Below are 15,888 nucleotides of genomic sequence, written 5' to 3'. Positions count from 1 at the left end.
GTAGTACTATTTATCAGGTTTCAATTGTGCCACAAATTCACGGATTTGCAAAAGTCCCTCTTCACGGGACTCTTTCAGCCCAAGCAGCGGAATGACTTCTTCGATCTTCCGGACGATGGCGCTGCCGACAACGACACCATCACATATGCGGGCAAAACGCGCAGCTTGCTCACCCGTCGATATACCAAAACCAACGGCAACCGGCAGATCTGTGGCCTCCCGTACAGACTGGATGAATTCCTCTACTCCGGCATGAAAGGAAGATCTCTCCCCCGTTACACCGAGTGAAGAAACACAGTATACAAACCCGCTCGCAGAAGACACGATTCTGGCGATCCGTTCACTGGAGGTTGGAGCGACAAGCGGAATAAGATGAACTCCGGCCTCACGGCTGCGGAGTGACATTTCCCCTGATTCCTCAACCGGCAGGTCAGGAATAATCAGTCCGCTGATCTCATGTCTTACCACTTCAGCGAAGAAAGTATCCAGCCCCATTTGCAGGATTGGGTTATAGTACGTGAACAGGATAAAGGGCAGATTACTGCCGGCCTCACGCGCCTTAAGTGCAGTTTCCATGCAAGTGCGCAGATGGACGCTTCTTCCCTTTAATGCCCGTTCGGAAGCCCGTTGAATGACGGGTCCATCCGCAAGCGGATCGGAATAAGGAACTCCAAGTTCAAGAATGTCTGCGCCAGCCGCCTCCAGCTCGTGGATGATTGCAAGCGTTGTTTCAAGGTCGGGGTCCCCCACGGTCAGAAAGGGAATCAAAGCCGTCTTCCCCTGATCCTTAAGTTGCCGGAACACCACGTCCATCCGGTTGATTGTGTCGGTTGTCATGCGTGCTTGCCCCCTTCGGTATAGGCCATAATGGACTCTACATCTTTATCTCCGCGTCCGGACAAACAGATGACCACGATATCGTTCTCTCCAAGGTCCGGGGCAATTTTGGCCACATGCGCGATCGCATGAGCCGATTCCAAAGCAGGTATGATGCCTTCCGTCACACATAAGAGCTTTAATGCGTCAAGTGCTTCCGCATCTGTAATCGGTACGTATTTTGCCCGCTTAATATCATTCAGATAGGAGTGCTCAGGACCCACACCTGGATAATCCAGCCCTGCGGAAATCGAATGGGCCTCCTGTACTTGCCCGTATTCGTCCTGCAGCAAATAACTCATCGAACCCTGGAATACGCCATGGCTTCCTTTACTCATTGTGGCAGCGTGAAACGGTGTATCGATCCCTTTGCCCGCAGCTTCCACACCAATCATGCCTACACTTACATCCTCAACGAACGGATAGAACATTCCGATCGCATTACTGCCTCCGCCTACAGCGGCAACGAGCAGATCCGGGAGCCTCCCTTCAGCCTCAAGGATCTGGCGCCGTGTTTCATCCCCGATAATCCGCTGGAAATTGCGTACCATCATTGGGTACGGATGCGGTCCAACCGCTGAGCCCAGTACATAGAAGGTGTCCTCTACGTTGCTAACCCAGTAGCGCAGTGCCTCATTGCCGGCATCCTTTAACGTGCGCGTGCCTGAGGTAACCGGAATAACCTCAGCACCCAGCAGTTTCATACGGAACACATTCAGCGCCTGGCGGCGGGTATCCTCTTCGCCCATGAACACCTTGCATTCCATACCGAGCAAAGCTGCGACAGTCGCCGTTGCAACACCGTGCTGACCTGCCCCTGTCTCCGCGATTACTTTGGTTTTACCCATCATTTTAGCCAAAATGCCTTGGCCGATCGCATTGTTAATCTTGTGGGCTCCCGTGTGATTCAGGTCTTCACGCTTCAGATATATTTTAGCTTTACCCAGTTGCTTACTCAGTCGCTCTGCATAATACAGCGGAGTTTCCCGTCCGGAATATTGTTTGAGAAGATAATCAATCTCCTGTTGAAACGCAGGATCCGCGGAATATTTCCGGTAGGCCTCCTCCAGTTCAATCAACGCATTCATTAAAGTTTCAGGAACATACCGTCCCCCGAAGGCACCGAAACGTCCATATTGATCAGGTACTTGAATCATGATAATTTCACCCTTTCCACGAATGCTGCTATTTTTGCCAGATCCTTCACGCCGTCAGTCTCTACTCCGCTGGATACATCCACTCCATCCGGGGCATAGCCTTCCAGCAGTGCTCCTACATTCCCGGGATGAAGACCCCCGGCAATAAAGAGCGGTAGTCCCATTTCAGCTGCCATCGCCTGATACGCGGGAATTTCTTCCCAAGCGAAGGTACGCCCGGAGCCGCCTCGCTGCTGTGGGTCGTAGGCATCCAGAAGCAGTGCATGTACAGTATCTTTATAAGCTTTAATTCTATCATAACTGTTGCCAGTCATCTTCTCATTGTCAGCGACGGACAGGGCCTTCCAGACCTGCACCTTCGGGAAAGCTAATGTAACCTCAAGACAGAATTCCGGACTCTCATGCCCATGCAGTTGAATAATCTGCAGTGGAACCTTGGAGAGCAGTTCTGTTAAATCATCCATGGACGGATTTACAAACACGCCTGCAGCCTGGGGCAGCACGTCCGTCTTCCACTCGCCAAGTATCGCAGTCAGCTCTGCCGCCTTCTCCTGAGAGACCAGACGCCGGCTCGGCGCAAATACAAAACCCACATAATCCAGTGGCAAGTGCACCATAGATTTTAGCACTTCAACGTCCTGAAGTCCACAGATTTTTACTTTCGTTTCACCCATTGCGGACACTGTCCCTTCCGGTAGGAAGCGGGCCGAGCAGTCCGGCAATAGCCGCTTCGACATCAGGCTGGCGCATCAGATACTCTCCAACCAGAATGCCGGTTGATGATGTCTTTTTGAGAAATTCAATATCTGCGGGACCGGCAATTCCGCTCTCACTGATCACAGGAACGCCTTGAGGAATAAGCTCTGCCAGTTCTGCCGTTGTTTGGAGGGAAGTCTCGAATGTACGAAGATTACGGTTATTGATCCCAAGCAGCACATGGCTATGTATTGCTGCACCTGTATTCAGAACATCCTCTAATTCACTGCGGTCATGCACCTCGATAAGCACATCCATGCCCAATTCTCCGGCTTTATTCGCGTATGCCGCAAGCACCGATGGTTCCAGAATTGCCGCGATCAGCAGAATCGCATCTGCGCCCAGCAGGCGCGCTTCGTATATTTGCTTCTCGTCGATAATGAAATCCTTACGCAGCAGCGGAAGGGCTACCGCATTGCGAACCTGGCCTAAATAAGATCCGCTGCCCTGAAAATAATCCACATCAGTCAGCACGGACAGACAATCCGCACCTCCGGCTTCATACCCTTTGGCAATAGCTACCGGATCAAAGTCCGCCCGGATTAATCCCTTCGAAGGTGAAGCTTTTTTAACTTCCGCAATCAGTCCAAGCTCCCGCTTTCTGCGGTTAACAATAGCATCCCGGAATCCGCGGGTTGCGGATAAACCTGATATATTACGTTCTGCTTCAGAAAGCGAGAACGTCCGGCTGAGCATTTCAACCTCTTTACGTTTGGTGGCAACGATCCGGTCAAGATACATAAGTCAGCTCCTCTGTCATAGCTCTCAATTGCGTCAACTTATTCAATGCTTGGCCTGAGTCTACTGTGTCTCTGGCCCGCGTAACCCCTTCAGCTAGTGTACTTGAAAGACCCGCAACATAAATACATGCCCCTGCATTTGCGAGTACGATATCACGGTAAGGGGAAATCTCCCCCTGTAGAACAGATGTGATGATCTTGGCATTCTCCGCCGCATCCCCTCCTAAAACACTTTCCAGAGGATGGCTATCCAGACCAAGATCAAACGGTGTCACTTCGTACGTTGATACTGTCCCGTCCCGCAGCTCCGAAACCTGAGTAGGCGCGGAGATACTGATTTCGTCCAGCCCGTCCAGGCTGCTGACTACCATGGCCCGTTTTGATCCGAGTTCTTTCAGTACCGTAGCTACCGTCTCCGTCTTATCACGGTCATAGATTCCCAGCAACTGGCGGTCAGCCCCGGCCGGATTCGTCAGCGGACCCAGCATATTGAATATCGTCCGGACCCCAAGCTCCCGGCGCGGCGCGGCAGCATGCCTCATGGACGGATGATAAATTTGTGCGAACAGAAAGCATATTCCGATACTGTCCAGACACTGGCGGGCCTGTTCGGCGTTGAGATGAATGTTGACGCCTAGTGCCTCCAGAACATCCGCGCTTCCCGCTCTTCCTGAAGCAGACCGGTTACCATGCTTAGCCACACGTACGGAGGCAGCGGAAGAAATAATTGCAGAAGCCGTGGAAATATTAAACTTATGGATGCCCGAACCGCCAGTCCCGCAGGTATCCAGAAGTCTTGAAGACTCAGTGGTTACATGCGTGCCGAACCCACGCATAGCCTCAGCAAATCCGGTAATCTCCTCAACAGTCTCCCCTTTGATCCGCAGCGCGGTCAACAGGGAGCCGATTTGCGCAGGGGAGGCACTGCCTTCCATAATGACTCTCATAATGTCACGCGCCTGCACGCGCGTCAGATCCTTACCCTCGATCAGTCCCTTAATTCCGGCCTGTATAATTTGCGCTGCCTCCATAGTTCTCTTCCTCCCGGCTTTAATGAATAATGTGCTGACAATCTATTTTCACTCAAGGTGTATATTCGTACATGTAGTCTTGATTGATTACTCCACCCGGTTTCACTTCAGAGGGGAACATCGCTTCCGCCATACGGATAGCTTTAAGCATGCCCTTAGCCTTGTTCACGGTCTCCTCGTATTCCTTCTCAGGAACGGAGTCCCAGACAATTCCTGCCCCGGCTTGAACATAAGCACGGCCTTTGCGGAAAATGATTGTCCGAATCGTAATGCAGGAATCCATGTTACCCGAGAAGCCAAGATAACCGATCGCTCCGGCATATGCTCCTCTTGCTTCTTTCTCCAGCTCGGCTATAATCTCCATCGCCCGCAGCTTGGGTGCACCGGATACCGTGCCGGCCGGAAGGCAAGAGAGGAAAGCATCAAAGAAGTCCTTATCCTCACGCAGCGTACCCGATACATTGGATACCATATGCATAACGTGAGAATACTTCTCGATCTCCATAAAGGAATCGCATTTCACACTGCCGAATTTAGATACCCGGCCCAGGTCATTGCGTCCCAGGTCCACCAGCATCAGATGTTCCGCGCGTTCTTTCTCGTCCTCCAGGAGCTCAGCGGCAAGTGCGCGGTCCAGCGCTTCGTTCTCGCCCCGGGGCCTTGTACCGGCAATCGGGCGGGTCTCCAGCCGGTCACCGTCCACTTTAACCAGCGCTTCCGGCGAGGTGCCTACGATGATTTCCTCATCCATTTTTAAATAATACATATAGGGTGAAGGATTCAAGGTACGGAGCATCCGGTATACATGGAGCGGGGATATTTCGGTCTCAATATGAAAACGCTGGGATAATACGACCTGAAAAATATCTCCTGCGCGAATGTACTCTTTTGCCGCCTCCACATTCCCGATGTACTGCTCTTTGGTCAGATTGGAGCGGATCTCTCCAAGTTCTATGTCCTGCGGGATGCTCCGACGGTTGACATTCTCCTTCGGGCCTTCCTTTTGCAGCTCTTCGGCCATAGCCGAAAGTTTATCTCTAAGCAGCTCATAATTCTCCCGGATTTGCGAATCAGTGTCTCCATCGTTGATGTGCAGATTGCCGACCAGCAGGATTTGCTGTTTCACATGATCGAATACAATGATGCGGTCACAGAACATGAAGCGTATATCGTCCATTTGAAGATCATCCGCAGCGTGTGCCGGAAGCTTCTCGTAGTATTGCAACAGATCATATCCAAAAAAGCCGATCGCTCCGCCTGTGAAAGGAGGCATTTCTGCCAGCTTCGGACTGCGGTAGCAGCGTAGCAGGGCTTTCAGCTCTTCAATCGGCTTGCCCTTCAATAACTTGGTCTCACCGCCGACCTCCACGTTGATAACACCCTTTTTACCGGAGATCATCAGAAACGGATCACTGCCGATAAAGGAATACCGGGCCCATTGAATGCCGCCCTCAACACTTTCAAGCAAAAACGCACGGTCGCGTCCTGCAAAACGCTGAAAAATACGGATAGGCGTCTCCATATCTGCAAGCAGCCGGATTGCTACAGGAATCAGATTGTACTGACTGGACAGGGATACCACTTCTTCAACACTTGGGTACGTCATTATATGCCCTCCTTAGGGGTGTATTTATAACAGAAAAACCTCTACCGAAGTAGAGGTTTATGTAAATAAGTATATGAAAAAGAGCATAGGACCGGCAGACTGTCTCAGGGTACTCCTTCTACGGATACACCAAATAAACAGCAACCGATTATACTTCAATCCTTTGCACTCTGCTCAGCTATACTCATCTCATCTATACTCTGCTTCACTCGTCTGATTACACTATACACGATGGCGGCCCTGAATGACAACCCCGTGTCTTGCTTTGCTCTTTAGGACTTGCTTTCGGAAAGGTCGGGACGCAGTCTCTGCGCTTCGTTCAAATACACGTGTCTGATGTCCCGCTGGCTTCTATCTGTGTTCACCTGCACCATCAGCCGAATACACCGCGGGAGACTGCCCTTGACCGGAATCTCAACGGAGCACATCAGCGGGACCAGTTCCCAGCCTTCCATCTCCCGGATCGCGCGTGCCGGAAACGTTGCATCCAAATCAGCAGTCATTGTAATCCAGACACTGCAAATATCTTCGGCAATCACATCGTTACGTTCTACAATCTCGCGCAGCAGCACTACGGTTTCCTGCAGAATTTCATTCTCTTCGTTGTTGGTTACGGTCGTTGCTCCGCGTATCCCCCGGTTTACCATGGGCTTTCCTCCTTCTTGAGCTGTGCCAGCACCTCACGAACTGCGGATTCAGGCACATCGTTCACAATACTGACTGAGCCTATAGAGTCAGGCACCACGAACGTCATTTTGCCTTCCTTGAACTTTTTGTCGTGCATCATGGCTTCCATCAGCTCATCCGCCTCATACTCCTCCGGAAGAGTCACCGGAAGGGACAGGGCTTTAAGCATGGACACCGTCTCTTCATAAATTGACCGGTCGCGTCCCAGCTTGGCTGCAAGCAGTGCAGAGCCAGCCATTCCGATGGAGATGGCTTCTCCATGCAGGATGACACCATACCCGGCAACCGCCTCGATGGCATGCCCGATCGTATGCCCGAGGTTAAGGATGGCCCGAAGTCCCTGCTCACGCTCATCAACACCAATAACCTTGGCCTTAATCTCACAACCGCGCGATAGGGCGTAGCCGAGCGCTTCAGGATTAAGAGAAAGGAGACTTGAAGCCTGCTCACGGCACCAATAGGCGAAATCGCGGTCCATAATCAGTCCATGCTTCACGACCTCGGCTAGTCCGGAAGAGACTTGCCGGGGCGGTAGTGAGGCTAGTGTATCCAGATCATACAGAACCATTGAAGGCTGATAGAACGCACCAATCATATTTTTAGCCAGCGGATGATTGACGGCAACCTTGCCACCAACACTGCTGTCATGCGCTAGAATAGTAGTCGGAATCTGAAGAAAACCGATACCCCGCATATAAGTAGCAGCAACAAAACCAGCCAGATCCCCAACGACACCGCCACCTAGGGCGAGCACGGCAGAACTGCGGTCCAAGCCAGCCTTAATCGCGGTGGTCATGATCTCCTCATATGAGTTCAGTGATTTCGAAGCCTCTCCGGCAGGAATCACATGGCTGACAACGGTATAACCATACTCCTGTAGAGCCGACTCCAAATCGTCCAAATAGAGCGGTGCAACCGAGCTGTCGCTGACGAGCAGCAGCGGGCTGCGTACCGGAAATCCGGCCTCCGCACAACGTGCACCTATATTCTGCAGTAGTCCGCTACCGATATGAATGGGATACGAACGTTCTCCAAGATCCACTGTTATGCTCCGCATCCTAGTAACTCTCCAATTGCTGTAAGTAGTTATTGTAATTAGCTTTAATCTCTTTCATGGAGTCTCCGCCGAATTTGTCCAGGAAGGATTTAGCGATTTCCCAGGCCACAACATTCTCCAGCACGACACAGGCTGCCGGAACTGCACATGCATCCGAACGCTCCACCTGTGCGGTAAAAGGCTCCTTCGTATCGATATCCACACTTTGCAGCGGCTTGTACAGTGTAGGTATCGGCTTCATTACGCCGCGTACCACCACCGGCATTCCGTTTGTCATGCCGCCTTCGAAACCGCCCAGACGATTGCTTGCCCGATGGTACCCTAATTCAGCAGTATACAGAATTTCGTCATGCACCTGCGAGCCGCGAAGCTTGCCCGCCTCAAACCCGATGCCGATTTCAACTCCCTTGAAAGCGTTGATAGACATGACCGCTCCGGCAATGGCGCCGTCCAGCTTACGGTCAGATTGGACATGGCTGCCAAGACCTACCGGCAAGCCCTCCACAATACACTCTACAATGCCGCCGATGGAATCGCCTTCCTCTTTGATCTTGTCTATGTAAGCCTCCATCTTGAGCTCTGTTTCTTTATCGAAAACTCGAACGGAAGATTGCTCTGTAACCTCAATGAGTTCATCGACAGATAACTGATTGGCAGGTGCTTCGATTTCACCAATTCGGATAACCTGACCTGCAATCTTGACACCAAAAGCGGCCAGAAACTGACGGGCGATGGCACCGCATGCCACTCTGGCTGCTGTTTCGCGCGCACTGGACCGTTCCAGAACATTACGCAGATCGGTCAAATTGTATTTCAGTCCGCCGTTTAGATCCGCATGTCCCGGACGTGGACGGTTCACCCGGCGCTTCTCTTCATCGCTGCCCGGTATCGGTTCAATATTCATAATATTCTTCCAGTGGGTCCAGTCCTTGTTCTCCACAACCAGTGCTACAGGAGCGCCAGTAGTGAAGCCATGGCGTACACCGCCCACAATTTGGGCTGTATCCTGTTCAATCTGCATCCGGCGTCCGCGGCCGTAGCCCTTCTGCCTCCGTTGCAGCTGAAAATTAAGTTCCTCAAAATCAAGCGTCAAGTTGCTGGGTAAACCTTCGATAATAGCTGTAAGCTGGGGGCCGTGCGTTTCCCCCGCCGTTAAATAGCGTAAACTCATGCTGCGTTCCCCCTTCGCGCTTTTAAACTGTAAACCACTAAAATGTGTATGATCTTTGCTCATTATAGTATAGGGAACCTTCTTTGACAAGAAATCTGCCTTTCTTAACTTAAGAGCCAGTTCTATGGAAACAGCAACGCCGCCATCCCCCGAAGGGAATGACGGCGCTACTTGATACCAGGGATGCTCCGGTCATCAGCTGCCGGTAGGCTGGCTTCGCGGCGGATAAGCCTGTTTATACTCCTCCAGTTGGAGAAGGCGCTTTAACTGCATTTCTTCAACGCCGAGAATCTGCCCGCACTCCCGGTGCGTAATAAAACCGCGCCTGTAGGCATCAATCACCTTACTCTTATCCATTGTGTTGTTTACGACCTTTCACTTGGCATACTGAACCTAATTCCAGTATCAGTTTGAATAAGCGAAAGTATACGTGAAACAGCAATCTTCGAAAATAAAGCTGGAACTTATTTTTTGCGGTAGAAGAATGTCTCCGTCGATTCAAAACCGTATTGGGAAGGGGTAAATATCTGCTCCGTGCTTCCTACGAACAGATAACCTCCCGGACGCAAGCTGTCTGCAAACTTTTGATACAGCTTGCTCTTCGCCTCTTCGGTGAAATAGATCATTACATTGCGGCAAATAATGAGATCAAAACCATCATCAAACTTATCCAGCAGCAAATTTTGCTTGCGGAAATCAATATTCTTCTTCAAGCCTTCGCTAACTTTGAAAACTGGACCTTCCGGTGTAAAATAACGGGCTGCGACATCTTTTGGCACATCCTTTAAGGAACGCTCCAAGTAAATGCCCTGTTTGGCTTTGGCCAAAGCACCATCATCAATATCGGTTGCCAGAATTCCGGTCTGCGACAAAATATCTTTATCCGATAGAATCATTGCCAGGGTGTAAGGCTCTTCACCGGTAGAGCAAGCGGCACTCCACAGTTTCAATCTGCGGCCTCCACGCTGAAGCTCGGGCAGAATAACATCCCTTAGCACTTCCCAACGGTTAGGATTACGCCAGAACTCGGAGACGTTAATGGTCATGCGGTCCAGGAACTCATAGAACAGTGCTTTATCTTTCATCATCGCGGCAAAAAAATCGTTAAAGCTCTGATAACCGTTCTTCATCCGAAGGGTAGTCAGTCGCCGCTTCATCTGTGCTTCCTTGTACTGGGCAAGGTCGATTCCGGTACTCTGTTTCACATTGTTGATAAATCCGATGTAATCCGGGTCCATGGTCATTACAACTTCACGTTCAGACATTATTATCTCCTGCCTCTCGCCCGGAACTTACATCCAGGTTGCGATGTCTTTTTGATACTGTAAGAGCTCCTCGGGGGTAAAGAAATTAGCAATTTCCCTTGCTGCACTCACTGGTGAATCCGAACCATGAATCAGGTTGAGTGGTGTATGGCTGGCGAAATCCCCGCGGATCGTACCCGGGAGCGCTTCACCTACCTTGGTTTTGCCGATGAGCATTCTGGACAAACTCACGACATCATCGCCTTCCCACACCATAGCAAATACAGGGCCCGAGGTGATAAAAGATACCAGTTCATCAAAAAAGTCTTTGCCTACATGCTCTGCATAATGTCTTTCCGCCTGTTCTTTACTTACCTTAGTCAGCTTAGCAGCCACTAATTTAAAACCTTTGTCTTCCAGGCGGGAGACGATTCGGCCGATTAACCCGCGCTGCACACCATCCGGTTTGATCATAAGATACGTTTGCTCCATATATTCCACTCTCCAGTTCGTTGTAGGAATGATGTGTTTGTACGATATCTTAACAGATACATCGGCATCTGTGAACGATTATTGTAGGTCATTTTAACCATAAGTTGTAATTTTAATAGGCTCTTCCCGTAACAAAGAAAGCGATATCACGCAAACTGCGTGTAGTCTTGTTCTTTGGCAGCAGGTCCAGTGCAGCCAACGCTTTATTTATATAGCGTGTAGCCAATTCTTCAGCTCGGGAAATCCCTTCGCCTGTAAGTATCAGATCAATCGCCCGTCCGCCCTCGCTCCGCCCGCTGCGGATGAGTTCAAGCTCCTCAAGCAACCTGTCGCGAAGACGTTCATCCTCCAAAGTATAAAGAACTGGAAGGGTAATATTGCCCTGGCGCATATCACTGCCCGGAGGTTTACCGATTTGCTTCTCCGTTCCAGAGAGATCCAGGAGATCATCACGGATTTGAAAAGCCATGCCTACATTGTACCCGTAATTGTACAGCAGCCTGGCTGATTCCGGATCTGCCTCAGCTGCAAGCGCGCCCAGCTGACAGCTGATGGCAATCAGCAGTGCCGTTTTGCGGCGGATACGCCGCAGGTAATGACGCACGGTCTGTTCACTGTTGAAGAAGTCGCGGATCTGCTCCATTTCGCCAATCGACATCTCTACCATTGCTTTAGAAAGAATCTGGTGTATCTTCGGATTCTTTAATTGACTGGTCATGACGAGTGCTTTGGCGTAGATATAGTCCCCTGTATACATAGCGATTTTGTCGCCCCATTTAGCTTTTACCGTAGGCTCTCCGCGCCGCAACTCCGCATCATCTATCACATCGTCATGTACAAGCGAAGCGCTATGTATCAGCTCCAGCGGAACAGCAATGCATTTCAGTTTCTCCAGATCATAGTGGCCGAATTTGCCTCCCATGAGTACGAACACAGGACGCAGTCGTTTGCCGCCGGCTTTTAGCAGATGTAATGAGGTCTCCGTCAACAACTCATCATCACCTTGAACACTGCGGTACAGTTCTTGTTCGATATGATCCATATCCTTATTCAGCATACCGAATATTTGAAGTCGTCTCATTCCTTCACCCTAGTCAGCAGATTATGATTCCATAGCTCCATCTTCACTTCACGCGGCAGCAGGCCGAGCTCGTAAGCATAACGGAAGTAAAGGCTCAGGCCCTCCTGCTGTCTTTCACCAAAATCATAACATAAATTACGGAAATATCCGTACCAGTATGCCTCGTCTCCACCGATAAGCTCACAGGCATCGCGGACTACTGGCGACAGATCTCTCAGACTCAGAAACTTACTTGCCGCAAAAGCATCAGCGATCTCTGTAATTGCCTCCTGTTTCACAACAGCAGCTTCCCTATTCACGGCCCACACAGCAAACGTCATGCCAAGTCCGGTCCATTCCTTCCAGAGCGCTCCAAGATCCGTTACGATATATCCCTGATCCTTCCATGTCGCTTTGATCGCATGGTCGCCGATCAGAAGGCAGGCGTCAGCCACTTCCATCATATCGTCCAGATCGGGATCCACAGTGATATACTGCGGCTTTCCTCCAAATGCTTTCTCCATCAGTATCTTCAGCAGATTCACCGAAGTGGCCGAAGTATTCGTCAAGGCAATCGTCCCGTTTGCTACGGAAGACAGTGGTGCCCTGGAGAACAGCATAATAGACTTCACCGGCCCGTCTGAACTTACGGATAAATCTGGCAGGAGCAGTAGCCGATCACTGGCTTCCGCATAAGCAAATGAGGATAATGCCCCTACGTGAATACTGCCCTTGTTCATTCCCCTGTTCAGGACAGCCGGGACTTCTGTGACCATTTCGGCCGGATATTTCAGAGAAGAAGGATGAAAATGATGAAATACCGGCCATGAATTGGTATAACTGATTTTGCCGATGACTGTAAGATCCTTAGACCTCATAGCCTCATCCCTCCCATCTTTTAAATAAAGCATGCTCAATATTAAAACTGTCCAGCACCTTACCGACCATAAAATTCACGAGGTCGTCTACAGTTTGCGGAACATGATAAAAAGCAGGCATTGCGGGTATAATTTTCACTCCCAAACGGGACAGCTTAAGCATATTTTCAAGATGAATCGCATGCAGTGGTGTTTCACGGGGGACCAGTACGAGCTGGCGCCCTTCCTTCAGCATAACATCCGCTGCGCGGGACATCAGATTATCCGAGCTTCCATGTGCAACAGCGGACAAGGTCCCCATTGAGCAGGGCATGATAATCATCCCTTCAACCCGGAAGGAACCGCTGGCAATCGATGCACCAATATTACTGACAGGGTGATACAGCAGAGAACCGGGGCAGCTTTTGAACATTTCGTTCAGGAAGCCGTCCCGGTCTGTCGTATTAATGCCGAGTTCCTCTTTAATTACACGCCAGCCCGCATTGCTTATAACCAGATGCACGGTATATCCCATGGACAACAATGTTTCGGTCAGACGAATTCCATAAATTGCACCACTTGCGCCAGTGATCCCGATAACATAGCTTTTGGGTGTAGTGTTGGTCATTTGTAGAACTGCACCACCAAGTCGATCAAAGTAAACGAGAAGACCACGATACTAAGTACTCCATTCATCGTAAAGAAAGCCGTCTGCAGACGACTGAGGTCGCTCGGAGATACAATATGATGTTCGTAGAACAGTATAATATACGCGATTAGCATGCCGGCCACATACCACCAGCTTAAATCCGTAATAAACAATAACGATATAAACCCTACACCGGTAAGAATATGAAACACACGGGCAATTACAAGCGCTCGTGCAACTCCGAATCTCACAGGAATGGAGTAAAGCCCTTCTTTAGCATCAAAATCAACGTCCTGGCAGGAATAAATAATGTCAAATCCGGCAGTCCAGAAAACAATGGTGAAATAAAACACCATGGATGTCCAATCTACTTCGCCTGTTACAGCAACCCATCCGCCCAATGGTGCCAGGGCAATGGTCAAACCGAGTATCAAATGGCAAGCCCACGTGAACCGTTTGGTAAAGGAATAAAAGACCAGGAAAAATACGGCCACCGGCAACAGCTTCGCCGATAAAGGATTCAGTTTGAAAGCAGCCCAGAACAGCAGGAAAAATGAGACCGCGATAAAAATAATTACTTCTCCAGCCTTGAGCAGACCCGCAGGTATTGCTCTTCCGGATGTCCGGGGGTTCTTGGCGTCACTGATCCGGTCAATTAACCGGTTAAGACCCATGGCTGCGCTGCGTGCACCGAACATGGCGATAACGATCCAGCCGATCTGGCTCCAAGAGGGTAATGCGCCAAACATAACGACTGAGCCAAGCAAGGCGCCCATAAAAGCAAATGGCAATGCAAAAACCGTATGTTCAAACTTGATCATTTGTAGAAAGATGCCCATTTTCTTAAACATCCAATTTCTCCTTGAGTCCAATATGTAATGCCGCGATGCCTCCGGTCAAGGGAAATGACTCCACTCTCTGCAGTCCGGTTTCACGAAATACTGCTTCTAGCTCCAGCCTGCCCGGAAAAAGTGCAAGGGATTCGGGAAGCCATTTATATTGCTCATAACTCTTCGCGAACAGCTTGCCCAGCATAGGCAGTACGCGCTGAAAATAGAAATAATAAATTCCTTTGAAGGGTTGAACCGTGGGTTTGGACAATTCTAGACAGACGACCATACCCCCTGGTCTAACCACACGTTTCATTTCTTTCAAGACTTGAACCAAATCCGGTACATTGCGGAGCCCAAAGCCGATAGTCGCATAATCAAAGGAATTGTCGCCGAAAGGAAGACTCATCGCATTGCCCTGCACCAGAGTGATTTGTTCCTCTAACCCACGTGCTTCAATTTTACGTCTTCCGACGTCGAGCATTCCGGGACTGAAGTCAAGGCCCACTACTGATCCGCTGCCCGTGGTCTCCGCCATGGTAATACTCCAATCACAGGTACCGCAGCACAGATCAACTGCTGTGTTACCGTGCTTCATGGACATTTTCTTCATCGCGAAATTCCGCCAGGCTTTATGACGGCGAAAGCTTAAAATATCGTTCATTCGGTCATAGTTCCCAGCAATCTTTTCGAATACGGAATGTACGTATTGTTCTTTTGGCTGTACGTTGTTCTCAGAGACGGCTGTTGTTTTTTCGATTGTCATGATTAACCCTCCCCGGCAGCTTGTCCTGAAATTTTCGTCTGCAGGAGAAAACGGTCTAATGCAGCACTTAGTTCTTTAATGAGACTCTCGTCCTTGATGCCTTGCAGCAGCCCCTGAATGGACTCGACAGACTTATGCAGCTTGTCCCGCAGAATGGATTCACATCTGTATTTCATATTGAGTTTCTTCCACTCTTTGAGGTCCATGTTGCGCTCTCGCAACTGCTGCTTCTCTTCTTCGGCCGCCGACTCCAGCAAATGCCAGTAGCAGTACCCGTCCAATGCCGCTGTAGGCTCCCCGTTTCGTCGCAGCTCAAGCGCCACTGTTTCACATTCACTAAACTCTCTCAGCAGATTATGCCATAGATCTACAAGCGGCTCCTGGATCATCGGTGTAAAAGAAAGAAACAGCCGCATATTCAGCTGTACCGTGTGCCGCAGATATTGTTCCGCAGAGAGAAGCATCCCTCTCATTCTGCTGAACAGATTGGCTTTCATCACGTTCACCTCAGCAATTGCCGTGCTAAGAGTGCCGACCATTTCAATTTCTCCATGTTTGGCCAGAAGCTGGTAGAACCAACTGCTGAAGTAATCTCCTGCAAGCACTTTAAGCTGCCGGGATCTCATCAAATCTCCTCCGGGATCACCGGCAGAGCGTTCAATATCTTCATGGGTATCAAGACCCATTTGTACCAATGCTGTTACTAAAGTAAATAACTCGCTATTTCGCTGTATTGCCGTTGTTCCATGATTCAGAAAGATATATAACAAAGTCCCGCGGACATCAGGAAACGGCGGCAATTCCGCATGCCGCTGAATCATGTCGTAGTCGGTATAAGGTTTAGCTAGCTGTGCTATGCGGTACGGTTTCATTTCAGCCTCCGAGCGAGTGACATTATGACAATATCTT

The 15,888-nt window shown here is 50.0% G+C and carries 18 protein-coding genes; all 18 read right to left on the bottom strand.

The features are described 5' to 3' along the window. Positions 1–6: 6 nt before the first annotated feature. The 18 genes from trpA to ACAN55_RS05430 all read right to left on the bottom strand — a co-directional run bounded on the left by trpA (position 7) and on the right by ACAN55_RS05430 (position 15,851). Positions 7–837, bottom strand: coding sequence for a tryptophan synthase subunit alpha (trpA, locus tag ACAN55_RS05515; protein ID WP_379129224.1), 831 nt, complete (start codon positions 835–837; stop codon positions 7–9). Next, positions 834–2,033: a tryptophan synthase subunit beta gene (gene trpB, locus ACAN55_RS05510; protein ID WP_379129221.1), complete on the bottom strand. Its 1,200-nt coding sequence runs from the start codon at positions 2,031–2,033 to the stop codon at positions 834–836. Before trpB ends, trpA begins: the two co-directional genes overlap by 4 nt. Beyond that, complete coding sequence (locus tag ACAN55_RS05505; RefSeq protein ID WP_379129218.1) at positions 2,030–2,707, bottom strand: phosphoribosylanthranilate isomerase; 678 nt, start codon at positions 2,705–2,707, stop codon at positions 2,030–2,032. Before ACAN55_RS05505 ends, trpB begins: the two co-directional genes overlap by 4 nt. Continuing rightward, positions 2,700–3,530, bottom strand: coding sequence for an indole-3-glycerol phosphate synthase TrpC (trpC, locus tag ACAN55_RS05500; RefSeq protein WP_379129215.1), 831 nt, complete (start codon positions 3,528–3,530; stop codon positions 2,700–2,702). Before trpC ends, ACAN55_RS05505 begins: the two co-directional genes overlap by 8 nt. After that, entirely contained in the window at positions 3,520–4,560 is a 1,041-nt protein-coding gene (gene trpD / locus ACAN55_RS05495; RefSeq protein ID WP_379129213.1) for an anthranilate phosphoribosyltransferase, read from the bottom strand. Before trpD ends, trpC begins: the two co-directional genes overlap by 11 nt. A 52-nt stretch (positions 4,561–4,612) precedes the next feature. Beyond that, the gene (trpE, locus tag ACAN55_RS05490; RefSeq protein ID WP_379129211.1) at positions 4,613–6,166 is read right to left on the bottom strand and encodes an anthranilate synthase component I; all 1,554 of its coding nucleotides are present in this window, start codon (positions 6,164–6,166) and stop codon (positions 4,613–4,615) included. 272 nt (positions 6,167–6,438) lie between these two features. After that, positions 6,439–6,813 (bottom strand): chorismate mutase, encoded by a 375-nt coding sequence (gene aroH / locus ACAN55_RS05485; protein ID WP_379129209.1) that lies wholly within the window; start codon positions 6,811–6,813, stop codon positions 6,439–6,441. After that, the gene (aroB, locus tag ACAN55_RS05480; RefSeq protein WP_379129207.1) at positions 6,807–7,910 is read right to left on the bottom strand and encodes a 3-dehydroquinate synthase; all 1,104 of its coding nucleotides are present in this window, start codon (positions 7,908–7,910) and stop codon (positions 6,807–6,809) included. The genes aroH and aroB overlap by 7 nt, the downstream gene beginning before the upstream one ends. A gap of 1 nt (position 7,911) precedes the next feature. Further along, on the bottom strand, positions 7,912–9,081 hold the full coding sequence (gene aroC / locus ACAN55_RS05475) for a chorismate synthase (RefSeq protein WP_379129204.1): 1,170 nt from the start codon (positions 9,079–9,081) through the stop codon (positions 7,912–7,914). 195 nt (positions 9,082–9,276) lie between these two features. Next, positions 9,277–9,438: a hypothetical protein gene (locus ACAN55_RS05470; protein WP_379129202.1), complete on the bottom strand. Its 162-nt coding sequence runs from the start codon at positions 9,436–9,438 to the stop codon at positions 9,277–9,279. Positions 9,439–9,545: 107 nt separating this feature from the next. Continuing rightward, a complete protein-coding gene (locus ACAN55_RS05465; protein WP_379129200.1) occupies positions 9,546–10,346 on the bottom strand; it encodes a CheR family methyltransferase in 801 nt (266 codons plus the stop codon). 27 nt (positions 10,347–10,373) lie between these two features. Then, positions 10,374–10,817, bottom strand: a complete 444-nt coding sequence (gene ndk, locus ACAN55_RS05460; RefSeq protein ID WP_379129197.1) for a nucleoside-diphosphate kinase — start codon at positions 10,815–10,817, stop codon at positions 10,374–10,376. Positions 10,818–10,929: 112 nt separating this feature from the next. After that, on the bottom strand, positions 10,930–11,898 hold the full coding sequence (locus ACAN55_RS05455) for a polyprenyl synthetase family protein (RefSeq protein WP_379129195.1): 969 nt from the start codon (positions 11,896–11,898) through the stop codon (positions 10,930–10,932). Then, positions 11,895–12,755: a menaquinone biosynthetic enzyme MqnA/MqnD family protein gene (locus ACAN55_RS05450; RefSeq protein WP_379129192.1), complete on the bottom strand. Its 861-nt coding sequence runs from the start codon at positions 12,753–12,755 to the stop codon at positions 11,895–11,897. Before ACAN55_RS05450 ends, ACAN55_RS05455 begins: the two co-directional genes overlap by 4 nt. A 4-nt stretch (positions 12,756–12,759) precedes the next feature. Further along, on the bottom strand, positions 12,760–13,362 hold the full coding sequence (locus tag ACAN55_RS05445) for a UbiX family flavin prenyltransferase (protein WP_379129188.1): 603 nt from the start codon (positions 13,360–13,362) through the stop codon (positions 12,760–12,762). Then, on the bottom strand, positions 13,359–14,234 hold the full coding sequence (locus ACAN55_RS05440) for a UbiA-like polyprenyltransferase (protein WP_379129185.1): 876 nt from the start codon (positions 14,232–14,234) through the stop codon (positions 13,359–13,361). The genes ACAN55_RS05445 and ACAN55_RS05440 overlap by 4 nt, the downstream gene beginning before the upstream one ends. Beyond that, positions 14,227–14,979 (bottom strand): demethylmenaquinone methyltransferase, encoded by a 753-nt coding sequence (locus tag ACAN55_RS05435; protein WP_379129182.1) that lies wholly within the window; start codon positions 14,977–14,979, stop codon positions 14,227–14,229. The genes ACAN55_RS05440 and ACAN55_RS05435 overlap by 8 nt, the downstream gene beginning before the upstream one ends. A 2-nt stretch (positions 14,980–14,981) precedes the next feature. Then, on the bottom strand, positions 14,982–15,851 hold the full coding sequence (locus ACAN55_RS05430) for a heptaprenyl diphosphate synthase component 1 (RefSeq protein WP_379129179.1): 870 nt from the start codon (positions 15,849–15,851) through the stop codon (positions 14,982–14,984). Between the last annotated feature and the right edge of the window lie 37 nt (positions 15,852–15,888).

This window comes from Paenibacillus oryziterrae, from assembly GCF_042610485.1.
In the GTDB taxonomy this organism is placed as follows: Bacteria; Bacillota; Bacilli; order Paenibacillales; family Paenibacillaceae; genus Paenibacillus_AQ.
Note: the sequence above shows the minus strand (reverse complement) of the source record. Positions and strands in the feature narration are given on the sequence as shown.

Excerpts from the sequence above, each read along its gene's own strand:
- ACAN55_RS05470 (WP_379129202.1), bottom strand. The coding sequence starts at position 9,438 with ATGGATAAGAGTAAGGTGATTGATGCCTACAGGCGCGGTTTTATTACG.
- trpC (WP_379129215.1), bottom strand. The coding sequence starts at position 3,530 with ATGTATCTTGACCGGATCGTTGCCACCAAACGTAAAGAGGTTGAAATG.
- ndk (WP_379129197.1), bottom strand. The coding sequence starts at position 10,817 with ATGGAGCAAACGTATCTTATGATCAAACCGGATGGTGTGCAGCGCGGG.
- trpA (WP_379129224.1), bottom strand. The coding sequence starts at position 837 with ATGACAACCGACACAATCAACCGGATGGACGTGGTGTTCCGGCAACTT.
- trpB (WP_379129221.1), bottom strand. The coding sequence starts at position 2,033 with ATGATTCAAGTACCTGATCAATATGGACGTTTCGGTGCCTTCGGGGGA.
- ACAN55_RS05450 (WP_379129192.1), bottom strand. The coding sequence starts at position 12,755 with ATGAGGTCTAAGGATCTTACAGTCATCGGCAAAATCAGTTATACCAAT.
- trpE (WP_379129211.1), bottom strand. The coding sequence starts at position 6,166 with ATGACGTACCCAAGTGTTGAAGAAGTGGTATCCCTGTCCAGTCAGTAC.
- ACAN55_RS05465 (WP_379129200.1), bottom strand. The coding sequence starts at position 10,346 with ATGTCTGAACGTGAAGTTGTAATGACCATGGACCCGGATTACATCGGA.
- ACAN55_RS05445 (WP_379129188.1), bottom strand. The coding sequence starts at position 13,362 with ATGACCAACACTACACCCAAAAGCTATGTTATCGGGATCACTGGCGCA.
- ACAN55_RS05430 (WP_379129179.1), bottom strand. The coding sequence starts at position 15,851 with ATGAAACCGTACCGCATAGCACAGCTAGCTAAACCTTATACCGACTAC.
- trpD (WP_379129213.1), bottom strand. The coding sequence starts at position 4,560 with ATGGAGGCAGCGCAAATTATACAGGCCGGAATTAAGGGACTGATCGAG.
- aroB (WP_379129207.1), bottom strand. The coding sequence starts at position 7,910 with ATGCGGAGCATAACAGTGGATCTTGGAGAACGTTCGTATCCCATTCAT.
- aroC (WP_379129204.1), bottom strand. The coding sequence starts at position 9,081 with ATGAGTTTACGCTATTTAACGGCGGGGGAAACGCACGGCCCCCAGCTT.
- ACAN55_RS05440 (WP_379129185.1), bottom strand. The coding sequence starts at position 14,234 with ATGTTTAAGAAAATGGGCATCTTTCTACAAATGATCAAGTTTGAACAT.
- ACAN55_RS05505 (WP_379129218.1), bottom strand. The coding sequence starts at position 2,707 with ATGGGTGAAACGAAAGTAAAAATCTGTGGACTTCAGGACGTTGAAGTG.
- ACAN55_RS05435 (WP_379129182.1), bottom strand. The coding sequence starts at position 14,979 with ATGACAATCGAAAAAACAACAGCCGTCTCTGAGAACAACGTACAGCCA.
- ACAN55_RS05455 (WP_379129195.1), bottom strand. The coding sequence starts at position 11,898 with ATGAGACGACTTCAAATATTCGGTATGCTGAATAAGGATATGGATCAT.
- aroH (WP_379129209.1), bottom strand. The coding sequence starts at position 6,813 with ATGGTAAACCGGGGGATACGCGGAGCAACGACCGTAACCAACAACGAA.